The 20,507-nt window shown below is 42.6% G+C and carries 16 protein-coding genes; 6 read left to right on the forward strand and 10 right to left on the reverse strand.

The annotated features are described in order from the left end of the window. Positions 1 to 125 precede the first annotated feature (125 nt). Together AAFF35_RS19680 and AAFF35_RS19685 are read left to right on the forward strand one after the other, a co-directional pair. Positions 126 to 509 (forward strand): hypothetical protein, encoded by a 384-nt coding sequence (locus tag AAFF35_RS19680; RefSeq protein ID WP_342328243.1) that lies wholly within the window; start codon positions 126 to 128, stop codon positions 507 to 509. 1 nt (position 510) lies between these two features. Beyond that, positions 511 to 2,157, forward strand: a complete 1,647-nt coding sequence (locus AAFF35_RS19685) for a L,D-transpeptidase family protein (protein WP_342328244.1) — start codon at positions 511 to 513, stop codon at positions 2,155 to 2,157. Positions 2,158 to 2,273: 116 nt separating this feature from the next. Here the strand turns inward: AAFF35_RS19685 and AAFF35_RS19690 are convergent, their stop codons facing one another. Then, positions 2,274 to 2,465, reverse strand: a complete 192-nt coding sequence (locus tag AAFF35_RS19690; RefSeq protein WP_062549601.1) for a cold-shock protein — start codon at positions 2,463 to 2,465, stop codon at positions 2,274 to 2,276. A gap of 78 nt (positions 2,466 to 2,543) precedes the next feature. Then, a complete protein-coding gene (locus tag AAFF35_RS19695; protein WP_342328246.1) occupies positions 2,544 to 5,075 on the reverse strand; it encodes a BamA/TamA family outer membrane protein in 2,532 nt (843 codons plus the stop codon). Positions 5,076 to 5,500: 425 nt separating this feature from the next. On the opposite strand from AAFF35_RS19695, the gene AAFF35_RS19700 reads away from it, so the two are divergent. Then, complete coding sequence (locus tag AAFF35_RS19700) at positions 5,501 to 6,190, forward strand: YdcF family protein (protein WP_342328248.1); 690 nt, start codon at positions 5,501 to 5,503, stop codon at positions 6,188 to 6,190. Here AAFF35_RS19700 and AAFF35_RS19705 read toward each other — a convergent pair. From AAFF35_RS19705 to AAFF35_RS19715, 3 genes are read right to left on the reverse strand one after another with little or no spacing between them, the layout of a single operon-like run. After that, positions 6,187 to 7,947: a CocE/NonD family hydrolase gene (locus AAFF35_RS19705; RefSeq protein ID WP_342328249.1), complete on the reverse strand. Its 1,761-nt coding sequence runs from the start codon at positions 7,945 to 7,947 to the stop codon at positions 6,187 to 6,189. The two genes, AAFF35_RS19700 and AAFF35_RS19705, sit on opposite strands and share 4 nt — an antisense overlap. Before the next feature lie 36 nt (positions 7,948 to 7,983). Further along, on the reverse strand, positions 7,984 to 8,703 hold the full coding sequence (locus AAFF35_RS19710; RefSeq protein ID WP_342328250.1) for a LytTR family DNA-binding domain-containing protein: 720 nt from the start codon (positions 8,701 to 8,703) through the stop codon (positions 7,984 to 7,986). Next, entirely contained in the window at positions 8,700 to 9,809 is a 1,110-nt protein-coding gene (locus tag AAFF35_RS19715) for a histidine kinase (protein WP_342328251.1), read from the reverse strand. The genes AAFF35_RS19710 and AAFF35_RS19715 overlap by 4 nt, the downstream gene beginning before the upstream one ends. A gap of 160 nt (positions 9,810 to 9,969) precedes the next feature. Between AAFF35_RS19715 and AAFF35_RS19720 the strand changes: the two genes are divergently transcribed. Continuing rightward, complete coding sequence (locus AAFF35_RS19720; protein ID WP_342328252.1) at positions 9,970 to 10,470, forward strand: DinB family protein; 501 nt, start codon at positions 9,970 to 9,972, stop codon at positions 10,468 to 10,470. Here the strand turns inward: AAFF35_RS19720 and AAFF35_RS19725 are convergent. After that, positions 10,460 to 11,824, reverse strand: a complete 1,365-nt coding sequence (locus AAFF35_RS19725) for a glycosyl hydrolase family 28 protein (RefSeq protein WP_342328253.1) — start codon at positions 11,822 to 11,824, stop codon at positions 10,460 to 10,462. The genes AAFF35_RS19720 and AAFF35_RS19725 overlap by 11 nt on opposite strands. Before the next feature lie 6 nt (positions 11,825 to 11,830). Then, positions 11,831 to 13,996: an alpha-galactosidase gene (locus tag AAFF35_RS19730; RefSeq protein WP_342328255.1), complete on the reverse strand. Its 2,166-nt coding sequence runs from the start codon at positions 13,994 to 13,996 to the stop codon at positions 11,831 to 11,833. A 246-nt stretch (positions 13,997 to 14,242) separates the two neighbouring features. On the opposite strand from AAFF35_RS19730, the gene AAFF35_RS19735 reads away from it, so the two are divergent. Continuing rightward, complete coding sequence (locus tag AAFF35_RS19735; RefSeq protein ID WP_342328256.1) at positions 14,243 to 14,959, forward strand: DUF4397 domain-containing protein; 717 nt, start codon at positions 14,243 to 14,245, stop codon at positions 14,957 to 14,959. 210 nt (positions 14,960 to 15,169) lie between these two features. On the opposite strand, the gene AAFF35_RS19740 is transcribed toward AAFF35_RS19735, so the two are convergent. After that, the gene (locus tag AAFF35_RS19740; protein ID WP_342328257.1) at positions 15,170 to 15,475 is read right to left on the reverse strand and encodes a hypothetical protein; all 306 of its coding nucleotides are present in this window, start codon (positions 15,473 to 15,475) and stop codon (positions 15,170 to 15,172) included. A gap of 397 nt (positions 15,476 to 15,872) precedes the next feature. Between AAFF35_RS19740 and AAFF35_RS19745 the strand changes: the two genes are divergently transcribed. Next, a complete protein-coding gene (locus AAFF35_RS19745) occupies positions 15,873 to 16,424 on the forward strand; it encodes a DUF1003 domain-containing protein (protein WP_342328258.1) in 552 nt (183 codons plus the stop codon). A 23-nt stretch (positions 16,425 to 16,447) separates the two neighbouring features. Here the strand turns inward: AAFF35_RS19745 and AAFF35_RS19750 are convergent, their stop codons facing one another. Then, positions 16,448 to 17,881 (reverse strand): AcvB/VirJ family lysyl-phosphatidylglycerol hydrolase, encoded by a 1,434-nt coding sequence (locus tag AAFF35_RS19750; RefSeq protein ID WP_342328259.1) that lies wholly within the window; start codon positions 17,879 to 17,881, stop codon positions 16,448 to 16,450. 4 nt (positions 17,882 to 17,885) lie between these two features. Next, a complete protein-coding gene (locus AAFF35_RS19755; protein WP_342328260.1) occupies positions 17,886 to 20,474 on the reverse strand; it encodes a phosphatidylglycerol lysyltransferase domain-containing protein in 2,589 nt (862 codons plus the stop codon). Positions 20,475 to 20,507: the final 33 nt, after the last annotated feature.

Here is a 20,507-nt window from a genome sequence, read left to right on the forward strand (position 1 = left end):
TGTTTGAAATTGTAAAGGAATGAAAATTATTACAAATAAAAACAGAAGACATCCGATTTTAAGACCGAATATTTAAAGCTATATTCGCCTGGAATCAATTTACCTTAAAGCTATTTCCCAGAAATATGTCCGAAACATTTGAAATACTATATTTCTTCAATACCCCTTATAACTCCCTCGTCGAGATTAAACGACGTAATTTTGACTTTGAAACCGATCTTTCCAAAGTATTTTTCTGGATTCTTTACGAAAAGAAAACCCATAGAATCTACCCGCTACAGTTTATTTCGATGAAAGACGACCTTTTAGGTCAGGAACGTGTGTTTAAACAAGGCACCTTATTCTTCAATGAGCAGGAAGGCACTTACCTGAACAGCAGTGATAAAGCGAAAATGATTCTGAAAAGAATGCCAACAGCCAACATGACCAAGTTATTAAAGATCAGAATCGACGAATTTCTGCTCAGCATTGACAAACAAACAGAAAAACAATTAGAAAAACTGCTGTGATATGAAAAAATGGCTTTTGTTATTCCTCATCGTTCCAATTGCATTTATAGCTTGCAACAGAAAGAAAATACCTAAAGTAGAGAGAGACATTACCATTACCCCAAAGAATGCCGTGACGAGGCTGGAACTGGACAGTATGCAGATGGAACGCTATATCTCCGGTCAGCAGCTCGGAGACAGTGCCGCGCAATACCTCAGAAACTTTTACAATAGCAGGAATTTCCAGTTTGCCTGGGTCGGAGAAAAAGGATTAACAGAGCAGGCCAGGGTTTTCTATACCCTGAATAAGGACTATGTTGCCGATTTTCAGGACAGCTCTATGCTCGATTCTGCCCTACATCAGAAAATGGAATTGCTGATGAAACAGGATACCATTTTCAAAACTGCAGATAGCAGCCTGGCGAGCCTGGATCTGCAGTTGACCCGTCATTTTTTCAATTATGTGGCCAATGCTTATGCCGGAAAAGTAGATCCGGAAGTGATACAATGGCATATTCCAAGGAAAAAGCTGAATGCTACCCTCCTGCTGGATTCCCTAATGGCAAATAAAGACACTAAAATAGACGATTGGGAACCTGTAAACCAGCAATATAAACTCCTTAAAAAGGAATTACTCCGCTATTATACCCTGCAGAAAAAAGGAGAATGGGAAAAAATAGAGCTGGGAAAGCAGAAAAAGTATAAAGCCGGAGATACCGGTCTGACGGTGAGATTGGTCAGACAACGGCTCATTGAACTTGGAGATACCAGCTTAAGTGATACCCTTCCTGAGTTCGATCTGGCCTTAAAGACCGCCGTTAAACAGGCACAACAACAATTTGGATACCGTGCGACCGGAAACATCGACGCTGCTGTGATCAAGGAACTCAACGTCCCTGTTCAACAACGCATAGAAAAATTGCTCATCAATCTGGAGCGCATGCGCTGGATGCCGGCAATGCCAGCTGGCAGACGGATCCTGGTCAATATCCCTGATTATCAGCTACACGTTTTTGAAGATAAAGAAATCGCCCTGAGCATGGGAATTGTGGTTGGCAAAGCGGCCAATAAAACGGTGATTTTCAGCAATAAGCTGAGAAATATTGTATTCAGTCCTTACTGGAATGTTCCTGCCAGCATTGTAAAAGCGGAAATTCTTCCAGCCATGAAAAGGAACCGCCGCTACCTGGCGAGTAAAAACATGGAACAGACCGGAACCAGTAACGGATTACCTCAGGTTCGTCAAAAGCCCGGAGATAACAATTCTTTGGGCCGGGTAAAGTTCCTCTTCCCCAACAGTTACGACATCTATTTCCATGATACTCCTGCAAAATCACTCTTCGCAGAAGAGAAGCGGGCATTTAGCCATGGTTGTATCCGTTTGTCGCAACCGGTGAAACTGGCAGAATATCTTTTAACAGATCAGAAAGAATGGACCGCAGACAGAATCGCAAAGGCGATGAAGTCTACCAAAGAAATTTGGGTGGGGGTGAAAAAACCGGTTCCGGTGTTCATTACCTATTTCACGGCCTGGGTAGATCAGAACGGACGTTTAAACTTCAGGGACGACATTTATGGCCATGATCAGAAAATGGCCGAACAAATGTTCCTGTCTTCCAGCAAAGGACTGGCTAAGGCACCTGCAATCGCGCAACTTAAATCAAAATAAGCATGGTATTTAAAGTCAGGTTTCCTGGCCCTTTCTAGAAGGGGCCAGGAAAATAAAGGGCAAAAAAAAACTGCCTTTTTAAAAAAGGCAGTTTTCACAATTTATATTGAGGAAATTTAAATCACCTTAACATTTACTGCATTAAGACCTTTACGGCCTTCTTCAACATCATAAGAAACTTTATCGTTCTCACGGATGTCGGCTAATAAGCCAGTTGAATGAACAAAGATTTCACTTTCGCCCGAGTTTGGAACGATGAATCCGAAACCTTTAGTTTCATTAAAAAATTTTACTACTCCTTCTTGCATTGTATTTTTTATTATAATTAAAGTACAAATGTAATTATAAATAATTGCATTTCAGTTATTTCATAAAATATAATTTTCTTAGTACCTGAATTTCATCGTTATATAAGGGTAATATCCCTCTTTTGAATGTGCCAATTGTGCCTGTATGACGGTTAGAATGGCCGGAGCATAGTAAAGTCCTCCCCCGTAACTGTAATGCCAAACATCGGAATGATCGTTCTTTTCCCAGACTCTTCCTGTATCAAAGAAGGCGGTCAGGCCGAATTGACCTGGCAAAATATAGCCACCAATGTTCGCCACCTTCGCCCTGAGCTCCAGATTATTGTACAACATATGTTGTCCGCCATAACGGAAGGAACGGAAACCGAGCATATTCCCTTGTCCGCCAAGAAAGTTGGACTGATAAAAGGCTTGCTTACCAAAGGTTAGCCCACCGCCCAGCCTATCGGTCAGAACAAAGCGTCTGCCCCCACCTATGCGGTGATAGAAAGCATAACTCGCCTGAAGCTGGACAGAAGATTCCGCAGCACTGTTCAAACCAGTATAACCGCGTAACCTTGCTTCGATAAAATTACCCGAAGAAGGCAAGACATCGTTATTTCTCGTGTTGCGGGTAAAGCCCAGCGCCAAACCGGCATACAATTTATCTTCATCGATGATCGCACTGTCAGGCGAATGCAGCAAATTGCTGTTGCTGATAAAGCGGTCTGCATTGTCGTGTTTGTTGAAGCGGTAATATTGAAATGAAGGGCCAAAGGTCCAGACATTCTTATTTACCCTCCAGCGCAATGCCGGATCGAGTTCATACAAGCTGAACCTTGCTCTGTAATATTTAATGTATTCCCCATCCTTGCGGTAAGGACTTTCATTTCCAAGGCCAAAGAAGTTCTGAGAATTTTCAGGTGCAAAAGCAGTCGCCTGTAAAACGATATCCGCCTTACCTAATGCCTGGAACCATTCGCCGGAATACCTAAAGCTAAAAGCATTACTTTTAAAAGAATGCAGGAAGGAAAAAGAATGGATATTTCCAAAAGGCAGTTTTCTGAAGCCCGGGCTCATCATTTTAAAAGAAAGCCCCAGAGAAAGCCCATCGTCTGCATTAAAACCTGCATTCAGTAAAGTCATCTTTCTCGTATACAGATCTGTGGCTACGTAATGGGTATTATTGGTATCATTGCTGATGTGTTTGCTCAATCTCGACTCCGCTCCCGAATAGCTAAGCCCTTCTTCCATTCCATAAAATGGAACGCGGCGTTTCGAGTTCAGGATGTTGTAATGCTTATTTCCTTCCCCATTGATGATGCGAAGTTTAATATCCGAGCTTTTGTTGTTTAGTGTCAGGCTATCATTTCCATCCCTCACATACAAGCGGATTTCTTTCGTCACCTCCGGATCGTATGACCTGCTGAAAAACAAATCTTTCTGTTTTCCATCTTTAGCCAGCTTATGCATGGTAACGGTCAACCCTTTTTCTCCGTTATCCGTCACATTGACCAGTTCATTTTTATTGCTGCCCTGAATGTCTACAATCCTATTGATAAAATGATAATAAGTGTTCATCATTTCAGGCAGGTGTGTTCTTCTTTCTTTCAATTGAGCCAGTAATTGATCATGGCGAAGCGAATAGCCCGGCTCCGGCAATCTTTTCAATGCCTTTTCAAAAACCTCATCGGTCATGGAAGCACAGAATTCTTTTACAATTGCATTCCATTGCGCTTCGTCAAGCTGTCCGAAGATCCGGTTATAGGTACTTCTTCCTTCCCAGAAAAACCAATTGATGTTTTGCAGGTTCCGTTCATACCCCTGAATCATTGGCAATAACCAGGAGGCCTGTGCAAATTTAGGGATCAATCCCTGGGATAAATAGAATACCTGATCCCGGTCTCTGGGAACGACGATATATTTTAGTCCCGTATCTGTCTTTTGAGGAATCCACCTCCACTGGTCTTCATGTCTGTCCCAGTCGCCAAGCAAGGCATCTAAAGCTTTTGCCTTTAATAACAAAGCCGCATTTACACTGTTGTCGTTATGGTCATTTAACTTCTTCAGCATTTTCTCGGTATTGTCCGTATCCCCTTCGGGTTCCCTTTCTTCTAAAAGGCATAAGCTATTTTCGAAGACTTCTGCATATTCTCCAAGCACTTCATCCGGAACCACCCATCCGATCATGGGCTTGCTATGTGGAATTCCTGCTGCATCTGCAAAAACAGGCACCACCAATGCAGAGAAAGGTTGTTGTGCAGACATATTGTCTTTAATAATGTCTTTTGCAAAAGTCTGTCTGAGTTCCACAGGTAAAAGGACTTCCGGATATTTCTCTACTGTTCTCAGCACCCATTCTTTTCCTTGTTTATCCTCCAGGCGTAAAGAATGTGTCTGATTTCCTCCCCCCCTTTTTATCGGCGTTAAGCCTCCTTTAATCTGTGAAAGACGAATCACAGGAACCTTGGTTTCCTGCGCATATTCCTTCCTGTAATTCTCTCCAAAGAGGAAACGATGAAATTTACCTACTTTATCATAATCCGGGTAGATCCTGATTTTCAGGGAGTCCTGAGCCTGAAGGCCCAGACCCCATAGCAATAAAGCAGGAAAGAGCATGTACTTATTCATTTTATACCTTTTTAAATTGTCTGGAGATCCAGACAGCGATGATCCATTGCATTTTATTATCCTCCTTTATTAATCCTTTAATGCCGTATAAAGGTACTCCATAAAGTTATTAAGCCGCATTAACATGTGATAAGAAATATAGCAATTTGTTATTAATATTCATGGATGAAATATTCCGGTTTAATAATGAACAAAAAAAATGACGGAACCTTCAGCAGATCTCGCGATATTGAGTACCAATAGGAATAAGCGTTAAGCCGCAAGAAAGAAATGGGCAGCCTCCTTGTTTATTTACTTAAACATAGGTATATTAACATGGAGTTCGGGGGAACTCAGAATTTGTAGGGACAAATCATTTTTATAGGCATTAAATGGAATAGGGAGGGGGTATCCTTTGTCATATTGACGCACCAATAATTCAGGATATGGAACCAAATGAACTACACAGGGAGATTTTAAAAACCCCACATTGTCCAGTTATGGACCTCGAATTGGTATCGGTATTAACCGACCTTTGTTTTCAAAAAGAAGACATCGTTCCTTCAGACCTTCTTTTTGTTTTCGGGTCCAATGTGAAACACAAAGAAATTGCAGATCTGATCTGTGATCTTCTCGACACCGGGATTGTCAATAAAGTATTGATCACAGGTGGTGTGGCTAACTTCGGAGGCTCCTATTACCATCATAAACCGGAATCAGAAAGCATTTTCTCTTTTATTCCTCAAAAGAAATATGCGGACAAAGAGATTGTCCTGGAAATACAGTCTAAAAACACCCTTGAAAATGTCACTGAAGCCAGAAAAATATTTGCTTTTGATCAGGTGAAAAGCATGACTTTCATTTCTCACTCTTATGCTTCTACCAGGGCCGCTTTGTCCTTAAAACGGTTCTTCCCTGATGTGAAGCTGTATTGTATTCCTTTTCCATTGCCATCAGATCAGCCAGAATTCCCGGTCAACAGGCAACTTTGGTCCCAATCCAAGTATGGACAGAGCCTGGTTCTGGGAGAGTACCTCCGGCTGATCACGTATGGAAAAAGGGGCGATTTCCCGATAGAGACCATTCAACCCCTGTTAGATCAGGTTCAGGATCACCTGAAGATCAAGGACAGTTAATATTTCCAGACGGGAATATCAACGTAACTATCGTTATACCATTTGATATTTAAAGGAACCTTTGCATCAGCGATGCTTTCGGCACTGACGTCCTTGCCTGTACCGTAATTGATCTGGGCAAAGGGATTTTTATTGATGTCAAGTACCAGGAGCAAGCGACTTCCTTTACTTAAATGACGGCTAAACATACGGGCACTGGAGAAAGGGATGCTGTTGATTCCCCCTTCCTTGAGCAGGCTCCTGCGCGTCATATCTTTTGCATAGCTGGCCCGCCCTAAAAAGTAAGACAAATGAAAACATTCTCCGTTTGGCATGACTTCAAACAAGGTCATACCGATATCCATGTCTTTCTTATTGATACTTGCTTTCAGGATCCCGCTCCATATGCCATCTATAGAAACCTGTTCATTAAAAGGGGCCGAGATAAAATAAAGACCTGTACTCCTGTCCAGTTCATTACCAACAATAGGGTAAGGATAATAATTGTTATTATGACTATGCTTCCGGTCTGCAAAATCTACCGTCTGGGCGGAGAAAGTCAGTTGCCCTGGTTTTTCAGGGAGGAGCAACTGGTTTTCTCCCGATTTTTCGGTACTCAAATAGAGCCTGAGTACCTGATTGTTCATTTTTTCTATTGATGGGGCATGTTTCCATCGGTTTGCCCCCATGACTTCATAATTAATTTTATCCTTTAACAAAGCGGGTTTAGGTCCGCCTTTCAGTACATAATCCAACCAGTCGTAAGTGATCTGAACGGTATTGATCAAGGCTACCTGATCGACTTTATAATCCCTCAATACCGGAACCCCTCCCTTCTGCGCGCCGAAATGATCATAAGGGCCGATGATGAGGTAATGATCTGCCTGTTTATTGTATTTATAATGTTCTTTAAAATAACGCAATGCCGAGATTTGGCCGTCGTCATAATAACCGGTAACCGACAAGACCGGAATATTTATTTTCGCGAATTCCTCCTGCCAGGGCACCATATTCTGCCAGTATTCATCATAGGAAGGGTGTTGAATCCAGCGTTGCAGCAAAAGGTTTGGCCGTCCCTCGATGCTGTCAATCTTCCGGTAAGCCACTCCACTATTGTACCAGTTGAGCTGCATATTTCTCCAGTGTTGCTGATCATAGTAAAGGTGTTCATCCAGGTACTTATTATTGCTGACATAAAAACCCCAGCCGTAATTGGCGTTGAGAAATATATTATTTTCCATTGGCAAGCCAAACCCAGGGATGGCCGCCACATAAGGAACTATTGTTTTTAGTGCCGGGTGCAGACGTTTTGTAGCCGCCCATGCCGCAAATCCGGAATAACTTCCGCCATATATCGCTACCCGCCCATCGGTCCAGGGGTGTTTACTGACCCAGTCGACCGCCCCATTCACATCTGTAGATTCCTTTTCATAAGGATTAATCTCGTCCGGACTCAGGGCTTTACCCCTGGAATTCACGACCACGCCAACATAACCATGATCTGCAGAACGTTTTGCCTCTGCGAGATTGCCATCATGATTGGCATAAATGGTAAAAAATAAAGCCGCAGGCTGTAGCTTTCCAGCCCCTTTTTTACGGACCACCATGGCAGTAAGCTGCATTCCTTCCTTTGTCTCGATCAGGACACTATCCTGAATGTCATACACTTGAGCAGCTGCTCCGCTTGCCCTATTTTGAACAGCAGGCTTAGGCTGCTGCGCGAAAGCATAGGCAAAAAGCCCTATGCAAACCAAAATTAAATGGATTGTTGTTTTCATCTTGATACAATAAAATTTATAGTTTCGGGGGGTGAATTAAATCCCGTTGATCAGTTTAAATTTAACGGACTGTCTGTCGGATACCTCCAGCAGCTCACCGGTTTTCAAAGCAATTCGAAGCTTCCCTTTAGACATTGGAAAGATTTCTTTAATGTAATTCAGGTTAACGATATGGGTTCTGCTGATCCTGAAAAACATCGTTTCCTCCAGTTTTTCTGTCAATTGGTTCAAAGAGGTTTTTAAGAATGCTTTCTGAGCGCCAAAATAAAGTCTGGCATAATTATCCATAGATTCTATGAGATGAACCTCGCTTAATTTCACAAAATGACAGCGTTCTCCATCTTTGATAAAAATGGTCCGGTCTGCGGTTAAAGTCTGCTTTTCCGCTTCCTGTTTTTTCCCTTTTTCAGTGACCCGCGCTATGGCCATCGCAAAACGTTCATCGCGAATTGGCTTCATCAGGTAATCCAGTGCATTGATCTCAAAAGCTTTAACCGCATACTGATCAAAGGCGGTGGTAAAGATCACTTCCGGCACTTCCGCTAAAGAAGCCAGCAATTCAAATCCGGATTCTCCAGGCATCTGGATGTCTAAAAAAATCAGGTCCGGCTTTTTAAGCTGAATTTCCAGTCTTGCTTCCTCTGCATTTTGCGCTTCTCCTACAATTTTAAACAAGGGATAAGCGGATAATGCCCGTTTAACCTCTTCTCTTGCAGATCGTTCATCGTCGATAACCAGCACTGTCATTGTTTTCATGCGAGCGGAATTAAGATGGTAGCCAATATAATATTGTGGTCGAAAGGCATCAAAGCAATGCTCGCTTTTCCTTCATACTGAAGGCTTAGCCGCTCTTCCAGGTTCCGAAGTCCCAATCCTTTCCTTCCTTTTTGAGGGTCCAGCATTCCCGGATTTAAAACACTAATCCGGAGTTCCCCATCAGTTTCATTGATCCCTATTCGGATTATTCCACCATTTTTCTCCATTGCAATACCGTGCTTGATCGCATTTTCAACCAGTGTATGAATAGAGAGTGGTGGAATAAGGATTTCTGCCAGTTTCGGATCCAGTTCGATCTGGCTTTCCATCCGTTCTCCAAACCTGAGTTTTTCCAGTTCCAGGTAATCTTTGACCAGGCCAAGTTCATCTTTTATGGAGATTAACAGCTCCTGATTCCGATAAAGGGAGGTCCGTAAGAGTTCCGATAAAAGATCAATTCCTCTTCTTGCCGCGTTGGGATTATCGATCACCAATGCTTTGATATTATTTAAAGAGTTGAATAAAAAGTGTGGATTGAGTTGTGCAGACAGGTTGCTGAGTTGTACCTCCTTGGCAGCCAATACAAGGCGGGCATTTTCTTTTGTCGCCTGGATCTCCCTTTGCGCATATAAGTAAAGGTGATAGGCCAATACCCAGATGGAGATCAGGCGAAGACCGGTCATGAATACCGTGAGCCCGTTATCCGCTAAAAACTGCCGATATGCAGCGAACATTTCCGGAAGAGATCTCTCTATATTCAGTCCATCTACCAGGAAAAAGTAATTGTTGATCAGGGAAATTTTAGCGCAGATTAAGGTCATGTACAAGATGGCCATCAGCGCAACTGCCGGAACGATGCGCCAGATCAGCTGACCCGTCTGGAGCTGATTCCATTTGTTCTTTTTCGAGATGTTACGGTAAACATGAGTCAGTCCTATTCCAATCCATACATCAAACACAAAATGAATCAGCCCTGCCAAAGGACTGAAAAACTGGCTACTTAACATCGCTGGGATCAGCCAATAAAAGGAAGTCAGCGACCAGCCGATGAGCTGACACTTCCAATAAAGACTAATTTGAGGCTGATTTTTCCCTTGCTTTTCCATAATTCTTAAACAAATATACCAATCCGGATACCGTATAAAATAAAAAGTACAGGAGCGCAGATATTTGGGGACGAAAGCAGAATTTATCATAAGAATTCAATTCTTATTTGAGTGTTTGAGGAAATCTTCGCACCTTCGTATCACACCAAACCTGAGAATTATGTACCGCAGTATTGAAGATTTCCTGACCACGCGTAAAGAAGAAGAGTCAAGTACCGTTAAAATATTTTCCAATCTTACCGAAGAGACCAAATCAGTTAAAATTCATGAAAATGTACGTTCTCTGGAGCGTCTGGCCTGGCATATAACCCAAACACTTACGGAAATGGGTAAAAATGCAGGCTTATTTGAGACCGATCTGCTCCATGAGCTTCCCATTCCGGCAACCCTTCCTGAGCTGATTGAGACTTACATCAATTACAATACCTTATTGATGCGTACAGTAAGATTAAAATGGACAGATTCCAATCTTGACGACCTGGTGAACATGTATGGTGAAGAATGGAAAAAAGGAAAAATTCTTTCTGTCCTGATTGCCCATGAAAGTCACCATCGCAGTCAGATGTCAGTGATCATGCGGATGCTTGGTTTGCCCGTTCCCGGAATCTATGGTCCTTCCAAAGAAGAATGGGTGGCTTTCGGAATGCCTCCTATGGAGTAAGCAATCCTTTTACATCTTCATAAACACATGCCGGCCGCAGGTCTTTACTTTTAAGGTTAAACTTCAGGTTAATGACCTTCAGCCCCTTTACATGTCTGGCCCATAAGCCATAGGCAGGGATTTTTGGACCAAAAGTTTTGATCTCCGGATATTGATCGATGGCCTCGGGAACCACTTGTTTAGCGTCTTCTGTGGTTCCACCTCCGGCGAGGGTAATTTCTATATGCGCTAATGTTAGATTGGTAATGTCATGACCAGGGACACCCGTGATCAGAATTCCTGTTGGTGGCATCAGCTGTGCATCATCGGCGGCTATTGCTTTTACATTCCTGATCGTCACCTGATCAAGACTGCCTGTTTGCTGCCTGACTTCCCCTTTTCGGAATACATTGAGCCTGGACCCCAACCTAAACAACATGGGTGTCCTCACGTTCTCCATACTGATGTCTGAGATTTCGACATTACTGATCCTGGCGCCATCTACCGATAGTAGTTTTATCCCTCCATTTTTTGTATCGTAAATATGGCATCCGGAGATTTTGATGTTTTCGAAAGCAGCCATAGACTCTGTTCCGATCTTAATTCCTGCCTGGTTACTCTTTAAACGCAGGCCAGAAACGACAATATTCCTGCAAGCCATTTTGCTGGAAGTGGTTTTAAAGACCAATGCATCATCACCACTGATAATGTCACAATCTTTAATGCTGACTTCCTGACAACCGTCGATCCCGATTCCATCATTATGGGCCACGCCAATACTCTCGATCTTAATGCCCTCAATGAGGATCTCTTTACTTTGAAAATAGTGGGAAGTCCAGGCGCCTGCAGACTTAAGCGTCACTCCTGTAACCTTTAGTCCGGTACAACGGACCATACGAATTAGAAAAGGCCGCAGGCCCCAGCGTTGTCCTTCAGGGCGGATATCGGTTAAAATGTGTTTTGCTTTGATGGCTGAGCCCTGCCCGTCAATCGTTCCCGCGCCTTCAATACCTATATTCCGCGCATCTACTGCAACCAGTAAAGCCCAGCCGACCTCAATCCCTAATCCTTCGGTAAAAGGGTCCATATTTCTGTAATCTGCCAGGTCTGTACTGCCCAGCAATACGGCATTTTTCTCCAGATGAAGGGTCACATTGTCTTTTAAGACAATCGTTCCGGAGAGAAACCTTCCCTCAGGAAAAAGCACTTTGCCTCCACCGGTCTGATGACATACGTCGATTGCTTTTTGAATAGCGACCGTGTTTAAGGTGTTTCCATCACCGGTTGCACCATATTTAACAATGCTGACATCGGCCCCTTTTCCGATACCCGAGAAAGCGAGGGAGATCAACCAACAGCTGATGAGTTTTTTCATATTTTTTTATTCTGCAATCAGTTCAAATACAGCGCTACTTAAAGGAATAATCTTTCCCGCAGACAGGTTCAAACCGATTTTCATGAGGTAATCACCGGTATAAGATTTCCCATCATCCGGATGTACGGAGACTGCATCAGGCAAGAGATTGATCTCCTTGATTTTATATTTTTTTTCCGGGTCCAGGCCAGATAACAGGACCTTTCCCATGTATTCTTTTCTTCTGAAATTGAGGAGGTAACTGAACAGTACAGCTTTACTTTTTTCTTCATTTACGTACATTAACACCGCTCTGTTTTCTTCATAAGGCGAAACCAGGCGGTATAAATCACCAAACCAAATGACCTCGCTGATTCTTTTATAATTTTTCACGGCCGAGGCACTAAACCGGATTTCTTCCGGACTCAGGTTCTTCACCCGGATGTCATAACCCAATTTCCCCATCATCGCCACATCTGTACGGAACTTCAGCGATTGTTTCCCCATTGAAGTGACATGACTGGATACGGTAAGTGAAGGAAAAAAGTTCAGGTATCCCCATTGAATAAATACCCTTTCCAGGCCATCGGTATTGTCGCTGGGCCAGAATTCCGTGAAATATTTTAATCCGCCATAATCTACACGTCCCCCTCCTCCGGCACAAAGCATGATGGGCAGATGAGGGTATTTTTTTCTTAGACGTTCCATAATGGCATACAGGCTTTTCGTATAATCGATAAACAGATTTCCCTGATTTTCCTTCAGAAAAGGAGAATAGGTATTGGTCAGCATCCGGTTACAATCCCATTTTATGAAGGCAATGTCTGGATTCTTCAGCATCAGGTCATTGACCGTATTGAAAACAAAATCCTGCACTTTGGGGTTGATCAGGTCCAGCACCAGCTGATTTCTGGAATAGGACTCTTCCCGGTTTGGCAGCTTCAAAATCCATTCGGGATGCTGCTCATACAGCTCACTTTTAGGACTGATCATCTCCGGTTCCAGCCAGATACCGAATTTCAGATCCCGGCTTCCCGCAGCTTTAATCAAATGCCCCAAGCCTGCAGGAAGTTTCTTTTGATCTACCTGCCAATCGCCTAACGCCGTTTTATCCGCATCTCTGGGGTACTTGTTGCCAAACCAACCGTCGTCCAATAAAAACAGATCAACTCCAAGCTGTTTTGCACCATCGAACAGTTCCACCAGGACCTCCTGATTAAAATCCATATGGGTCGCTTCCCAGTTATTCAATAGGGTTAAACGCGGTTGTTCTCCACCAGGAATCTCATATTTCCTCGCCCACCGGTGCAGATTTCTACTGGCCTGGCCTTTTCCTTTATTGCTATAGGTAAAAATAAAAGCAGGGGTTTCAAAGCGCTTTCCTGCTGGCAATTTATACTCGGAAGCCCAGGGATTCATGCCATTGATCATCCTTAGAGAATTCTGCTGATCAATTTCAAAGGAACATTGAAAATTCCCTGACCAGGCCAGCGTACCAGCGATCAGTTCTCCGTTATTTTCATCTGAAGGCTTATTGAAAGACAAGAAAAAAGCTGGTGCACGGTACATATGAGCCCTTGTTCCCAATTTGCTATCCAACACCTTTATTCCGCTGGTCAGCAGACTTTCTTTCATTCTCATTTCCGTCATATAATCTCCGTCAAACTGGCTGAGCCAATATTTTGAAGCTTCAAAATGAAGCATGGAAGACGCATAATTGCTGAGGATGACCGCTTTCTTTTCCTGATGTTTAATTTCTGTCCAGGTTTTCAGCACATCATCTTTGAAATAGGCAGAAAAATGAAGGACCACCTCTACCGGATATTTCGGATCTTTAAGCGTAATCGTGGTAAGGTTAAGATCATCTCCTTTCTTCTCTGTTTTATGGCCGGCATAGCGTAAATCCAGGGAGGGGTTTCCATCAGCATGAACCATGCGGATGGCCGGTTCAAAAAGGTCGCCCATTCCGGCACCAATATAAGCCTCATGTCGCGTAGACTGCAGCAATTCAGCGTCTGTAGCGTGACTCGGCTTTTGTCCGAAATAGCTTTGATAGAGCTTCCCATTGGTGCCGACGGTAAAAACAAGTAAACTATTTTTCGTTTCAATCAGCAATTGCTGAGCAGTGCCAGCTACAGCAGTCAGACTATTAACAAAAAGTAGAACAACAAAAACGCAGTGGTATTTTTTCATAAATCTTAGTTATAAATCGGCATTTTGCGGTTAGAAACAATTTATTTTCATTGTTCATGAGCTGATCCGCCAATTTGTGGATTTCATGGAAATGATCAGTTGCCAATATTGGCTGGATTATCAATGATCTCAGCATTTGTAAATTATTTTCATTCCTGCTGTTGCGTTTTACTACAGAGCATCGTTTTAATAGAGAAAGTGTTAATGGCCATTAACCAATTACTAATTTTTATAAAAACCTTAAAAATGAAAACAATGACTAATTATTTTTCTCCAATAGCCAAAACGTTAGTATGCGCCTTAACATTAACCTCGATTTTCAGTTCATGTAAAAAAGACAAAGATGTAGTTTACCCTCCAGTGGTAAAACCAGCAGTTCTTACCTTGGTTCATGCCGCGGCTGGTGTTGCTGAGCTTGATTTTTACGTTGACAAAGACAAAGCAAATGCAGCGTCATTTGCTTACAATACGACAATACTTGATCTAAAAATCGCGAAACCTGGTAAAAAAGAATTAAGCGTGACTAAAAAAGGCGTAGCAGATATCCTGGTAAAACTTCCGGTTGAATTTAAAGAAGACAAAGCTTATTCTGCTTTTGTGACCGACAAAACAGCAAGTACAATTGTTTTTGTGGAGGATGACCTTAGTGCTCCTGCTGCTGATAAAGCAAAGATTCGTTTCATCAACCTAAGTGCTGATGCCGGACTTCTTGACCTTGCGATTACCGGAAAAGCGGAAGCACTGATTGCGAAGAAAGACTTTAAAGAGTTCAGTCCTTTCATCGCTGCTGAACCAGGTGCAGAGATCAATTTTGAGATCAGAGCAAATGGTACTGCAACCGCTTTAGCGACCCTTCCAAAAGTAAAAATCGAAAAAGGAAAGATCTATACCATCTGGGCTAAAGGTTTGAAAACTGCTCCTGCAGCTAATGCATTAGCGCTTGCAGTAATGGCCAATAAATAAGGCTAAAAATACTGGAGCTGTCCGGACCTCATTTTCAACCCCATCTGTCATACTGAACCAATTAGAACTTCCCCCAGGGCTATAACAAAGCGGATGACAGCATCAAAAAAATTAAGAATTTACGGATGAGCGCGTAAAGGATGAGTAAGGGCGGCTCCTATTAAAACAAAAAAAGGTATCCTTTATCGGGGATACCTTTTTTTGTTTTCACTAAGACTCTACCTCATAACTATCCTGAGGCTGTACCAAAGCAATATGATGTTCTTTAAACAGCGCTCGGCAGGATTTACCTTTTACCTCGAAATTCGCAAGTTCGCCAACCTCCAGGCCAAACAATACTTCAAGAATCCGTACCGTTTCATAAGGAATATCCTTATCATCGCCCAACTGAAGCTTCCTATAATTGTGAAAAGTATTGATAGAAGCTTTGATAATTTCGGGAATAAGCCGCTTAATTAGCTTATGCTGATTATAAGTTAGCTTTTCCATACATTCATTAATCTTATACTTGTCCATAATCCTGATTTAAAGTGAACGAAGAAGATTTTAATGCACATTTTTTTTTCATACGTTAGTTTTTTTATGGTTAATTAAACTACGATCTAAAAAAACCCTATAATAAACCCCGTACTCGGCTATGGCCAGGCCGCATATCAGTTACACGGTGGTTTAAACAACGTTGATCTCTAAAATTTAGGTTACCATCCGGGCGAATGGCAGAGTAAGATTATGACAACAATTTTGCTGTTCCTATAATTAACCCTCTCTTACCTCAAAATTAAGCAGTTAACATGAAAAATGCAATAGAGAATAAAAAAATTAACAGCACTACCGAAAGAATTTGACATTCTCTATCTTTAAATCACAGCTTGAACATCAAAAGTTGAAAGACAATAACAATAATTATTCATCAATGGAAAACAAAGAAATCAATCAGCTCATGTCTGATGAAAATGACCACCTGAAAAAGCTTCATCAGATCGTAAAAGACACCATCGAGGAGGAACAGCTTATTGTGAATAACCTGCTGAATCCCCCTGAGGAAATGATCAGCAAAGGACAAAAAATTTCAGATAAGGTAGCCCGTTTCGGTGGAAGCTGGGTGTTCATCATCTGGTTTTTAATAGTACTGGTCTTCTGGATCATTTATAATTCTTCAGCCTCTGGAAAAGCCGCCTTTGATCCCTATCCTTTCATCCTGATGAACCTCATCCTTTCCTGCATTGCCGCCTTGCAGGCGCCCATCATTATGATGAGCCAGAACAGACAGGAAGAAAAAGACCGGATGAGAGGAGAAAATGATTACCTGATCAATCTGAAAGCGGAGATGGAGATTCGCAAGCTCCATTTAAAGATGGACCTTTTACTGGAAGAACAGATCAAAACGATTTACGATACGCAGTCCAAACAATTTTTGCTGCTGGAAGAAATCTGTGAAAAGCTCAACAGACTAGAGTCAAAATAAAACCAGGACAGGTTTTCGGGGGATTACTCGGGAACCTGTTTTAAGAAAGCACTGGAAATGCGAAGGTAATCTTTATTGAAATGATGATCTCCGGCAATGGTCAGCACCTTTAATCCGCTCTTTATGAATTTGTTTTTGATTGCATTTCCTTCCCCTGTTCCGAAGATAGAAACCTGATCCGCCGGTTTTATTTTCTTTATTTCGGCAATAACATCATACTTATTTTTCGAACTGCCAAAATTGAGCAGGTCGATCAGGTGAATCTCAAAGTCGGCCGTTACGTCCGGAGAAAGGGAAATCACGGCTTTCAGATCAGCTTTCAATTCCGGGGATAACCTATTGGCCACAAAAGGAACAATGGAAGCACCAAAGGAATAACCTGCCAGAATAAAACTTTCTTTTCCCAGTTCCTCCTTATAATGTTGTATCGCCTTCGCAATTTCGAGGGTACTGGTTTCAGGAGTTTTTGCATTCCAGAAATATTTCTGTGCATCCAGTCCAAGTACGGCAAGCCCTTTAGCCGCCAGAGATTCGGCCAGCGACTGATCGAATCCCGTCCAGCCTCCATCCCCGGAAATCATAAATACCAACGGCAGGTTGTTCTTTTTTGCAGCAGGGATCAAGATTAAAGGCAGGTTCCCGGTGTAAGGTTTAAGCTGTTTATCCGACATTGCTTTATGCGCCATGGACTTTTGTTCAGTAAATGTCGGAGCGGCCAGTATTTTTTTAAAAGCAGTTTTCAATTCTGGTTGCCAGTCTGCATGATTTAAAAAGCCATGCCCCACATTAGGTAAGGGAATCAGCTCGGTCATCGGCATCCCTTTCAGGAAAGTCGCCGAGGCATCAAATGGACAGGCCAGGTCTTTTTCACCGTTTAAGACGATAAAAGGAGCAGTCAGGCTTTTTGTACTTTCCAGATAATAGGAAAATCCTTTTTTTAACACATGCTGTGTCAACCCGTTCCCTTTGCACATTGTTTTTTTAAGATTGATATCCGGAGAAAAACCCAGGGCTATTGCTCCCCGGAAAGTATCGGGTGGCGCTTGCACCAGACTCCCGTAGACGAGAACAGCTCCATAAGAATAGCCCATTAAAACAGGTTTGTGATAGTTAACCAGTTTATATTTCTTCTGAACGGATAAACTCAACTCTTCAAAGTCGGCCGCAGGATAAAGACATGCAGCCGGGACTTTAGACAAATAATAACTATAGTGCCGGGCATCAATCCCAAGCACCAATGCCCCCTCGGCAGCCATATCTTTGGCCATCACCACTACTGCATCTTTCCAGCCCCCATCACCGGAAACAAACAACACCACCGAAGTCGGCGTATTTTCAGGATGGTAGACTGTAATCTTGCCAAACTTCCCATAAGAAATATGATCAATCACCTCATTAGAAAAGGCAGGAGCACAAAAAAGAAGCAGCAACAGGAATATTGTCGTAAATCGTCTCATCTTTTTAGGGTTTAATGACCTTTGTTAATGCCGCAGGTACCTGTAATAAATCAAAATCATGGTCGTAAATCAGGTACCTGTTGTGCCATTCCGGAGAGAACTTTTCCTTGGCGGCGCGCATTCCCTTATAATGAGAAAATGACCGGATCTTTTCATAAGCGAATTTCATAGATCTTTCGGGAAAATTATGAGGATCAATCAAACCAGACATCGGCGCAAAACCCAGGTTTACCGCAGCATATCCATTTTCTTTAAGGTGTTTAAATAAGGCCACCATAATGAAATCGATGATTCCGTTCGGGGCATCAGTAGTTTTTCGGATCAGGTCGTAAGTGCTTTCATCTTTGACATAATCGGGAATGACATTCAGGAAAGCCACGATCTTTTCTTCGGCATTTTCTACCGTAATGATCGTTTGTTCTTTCAGCTCTTCCCAGCTAAACATGCCCTGGGAAAAGACAATTTCTTCTCTTTCTGTCCCCTCCAGCCACTCATCTGAAACAGATTTTAACTTTTGCAATAGGCCATCCTTAATTGGCGCATTGTATATCCGACTCTGGAAACCCTGATCTGACACTTTCTTCAGCGCATTGCGAATTGATTTTTTACTTCCTCCATCCAGAGAAAACCCAGTCAGGTCTAAGACGCCCTCCTGTCCGAGGAAGAGCTTTTTCTTTCCGGTAGCCATAAAATCTTCCAGGCTTTCCTCGGGAACACGATAATACAGGCTTTTCATTCCGCTTTCCAAACAATAACGGTCAAAATCTTTGATAAAAGCCGTTCTGATGGCGGGATCACATACCGGACATTCCAGAACTACGGCAAAATTACCTGCAATGCGGTAAGCAACGAAACCTTCCAGCGTCTCGCTCGTATAAATCAGCTTATCCCGATAAGTCTTAAAATAGTCGACCGCCGAATTCCCGTATTGATTTAACAGCTGCTTCGCCTGCTCAAATTCAGCTTCTTCCGTATCGCTTTTCAGCATGTATGGGCGGATGAGGGTATAGATTAAAAAGGCGATGGATAGGAAACCGCTGATGTTGATCGAATACAGAAAACCCCGGGCAAAGTGGTCCAAAGGCTCCAGGTCATTACTTCCGATCAGGACAAAATTCTCTAAAGTATAACGGATGGATTGCGACCAACTGAAGTCAATCCCGAAATGGTTTCTATCCAGAAAATAAAAACCTAAGGTTCCATAAATGAGAATCCCCAAAATACTCAGCAAGGTGGTTTGGATACCAAAAGACCTTAACCTCGAATTGTGTTTCACATAATACTCTTTTCTGGAGCCAATAAGGATCAGGATCACCATCAGGGAAAATCCCGCTTCTTCATAATCTATCGCTTTGGTGATGTGTCCGATAAAGGAAAGCAGACAGAGTGCTAAGCCGAAATACCAGGCCATCCGCAATCCTTTCAGCATAAATGCCGCGGTAACCAGCAGGAATAGCCCTGCCACCAGGACAAAATAATTGGAGGCCGTAATCGCTTCCATAGGAATGAAATCTTTTAGAAACCTTAACCTTGCATGAATCGCCGGGGTAAGTACAGACACCACATTGACCACCCCAAGCAGCAGGAGAAACAAGGCGGGAACCACCCGCATTAGCAGTTTATTAATTCTGAAAAGAAAACTCATTGCTCCCAGTACCATCGGAATCCAGAACTCCATGAAACGGTAAAGAAAAGTAATGGATACCGCTTCCGGTGCAGAGTAGCCCATACGGGTAAGGATAAAGGTCATAGAAGCTTCCACTGCTCCCAGTCCTCTTAAAAAAGGGGAAATGATCAGAAATACCACCGCTACAATGTAACTAATGATGGCTATGATCCAGGAAGCCGGAATGTTCAAAGCCAGCATGGCAATGTAAATATGAACAATGCCTACGACTTCAATCAGGCTGCTGTAAAGAAAGGTAGAGATGAAATGTTTCCGCTCAATCTTATTGCTCCTGAATTCAGCAGCATAGACTTCAATGACCGGAATATATTTAACGATAAAACGGTAAAGGTTTCCTTTATGGATCACGGAACGGTAAAGAAAATAGATCCCGGCAATGAGTAAAATGGCCGCAATCAGTCCAAACCACTCTCCATATCCGATGCTTCCCTGTAAAATTGCATAGATAAAGACCGGGATGGCGATCACCAGAACCGATAAGATGCCTACAAAACCGTAAATAGAAGAAGCAAAATTAATTTGAGACTTGCTTACCCCCTTTTGTTCTATGGGCCCGCTAAAGAATGCCAGAGAAGAAACTCCTCCGGCAGGTAAAAAGACGCTGACAAAATTACGTTTTAAATAAAGCAGGGTACCATCTGCGATAGAAATCTTACTCGATACCGCCGCAAATGAGGAGCGGTACATCATGCCATGGACAAAAACATAGACCACACTCAGGGCAATCCCGATGGATAACCAAAGCCATTGGGCAGTCAGCAGCAATTGCTTGACCTGATGTATTTCTCCCCGTTGCTGCTTAATGAACCAAATGATCAATCCAATAAAAAAAAGACTGAACACATAGCTGGATATAATTTTTCCATTTTCCCGGAGGAAAGGCACAAAGAATTTAAATCGCTTCATTATTTTTATAGAATAACCAGTACCTGATTTGAG

Origin of the sequence: Pedobacter sp. FW305-3-2-15-E-R2A2, from assembly GCF_038446955.1 — a bacterium.
Taxonomy (GTDB): Bacteria; Bacteroidota; Bacteroidia; order Sphingobacteriales; family Sphingobacteriaceae; genus Pedobacter.

What these genes read in the sequence shown, in the direction of transcription:
- AAFF35_RS19680 (WP_342328243.1), top strand. Translation starts at nt 126, where the DNA reads ATGTCCGAAACATTTGAAATACTATATTTCTTCAATACCCCTTATAAC.
- AAFF35_RS19685 (WP_342328244.1), top strand. Translation starts at nt 511, where the DNA reads ATGAAAAAATGGCTTTTGTTATTCCTCATCGTTCCAATTGCATTTATA.
- AAFF35_RS19690 (WP_062549601.1), bottom strand. Translation starts at nt 2,465, where the DNA reads ATGCAAGAAGGAGTAGTAAAATTTTTTAATGAAACTAAAGGTTTCGGA.
- AAFF35_RS19695 (WP_342328246.1), bottom strand. Translation starts at nt 5,075, where the DNA reads ATGAATAAGTACATGCTCTTTCCTGCTTTATTGCTATGGGGTCTGGGC.
- AAFF35_RS19700 (WP_342328248.1), top strand. Translation starts at nt 5,501, where the DNA reads ATGGAACCAAATGAACTACACAGGGAGATTTTAAAAACCCCACATTGT.
- AAFF35_RS19705 (WP_342328249.1), bottom strand. Translation starts at nt 7,947, where the DNA reads ATGAAAACAACAATCCATTTAATTTTGGTTTGCATAGGGCTTTTTGCC.
- AAFF35_RS19710 (WP_342328250.1), bottom strand. Translation starts at nt 8,703, where the DNA reads ATGAAAACAATGACAGTGCTGGTTATCGACGATGAACGATCTGCAAGA.
- AAFF35_RS19715 (WP_342328251.1), bottom strand. Translation starts at nt 9,809, where the DNA reads ATGGAAAAGCAAGGGAAAAATCAGCCTCAAATTAGTCTTTATTGGAAG.
- AAFF35_RS19720 (WP_342328252.1), top strand. Translation starts at nt 9,970, where the DNA reads ATGTACCGCAGTATTGAAGATTTCCTGACCACGCGTAAAGAAGAAGAG.
- AAFF35_RS19725 (WP_342328253.1), bottom strand. Translation starts at nt 11,824, where the DNA reads ATGAAAAAACTCATCAGCTGTTGGTTGATCTCCCTCGCTTTCTCGGGT.
- AAFF35_RS19730 (WP_342328255.1), bottom strand. Translation starts at nt 13,996, where the DNA reads ATGAAAAAATACCACTGCGTTTTTGTTGTTCTACTTTTTGTTAATAGT.
- AAFF35_RS19735 (WP_342328256.1), top strand. Translation starts at nt 14,243, where the DNA reads ATGAAAACAATGACTAATTATTTTTCTCCAATAGCCAAAACGTTAGTA.
- AAFF35_RS19740 (WP_342328257.1), bottom strand. Translation starts at nt 15,475, where the DNA reads ATGGACAAGTATAAGATTAATGAATGTATGGAAAAGCTAACTTATAAT.
- AAFF35_RS19745 (WP_342328258.1), top strand. Translation starts at nt 15,873, where the DNA reads ATGGAAAACAAAGAAATCAATCAGCTCATGTCTGATGAAAATGACCAC.
- AAFF35_RS19750 (WP_342328259.1), bottom strand. Translation starts at nt 17,881, where the DNA reads ATGAGACGATTTACGACAATATTCCTGTTGCTGCTTCTTTTTTGTGCT.
- AAFF35_RS19755 (WP_342328260.1), bottom strand. Translation starts at nt 20,474, where the DNA reads ATGAAGCGATTTAAATTCTTTGTGCCTTTCCTCCGGGAAAATGGAAAA.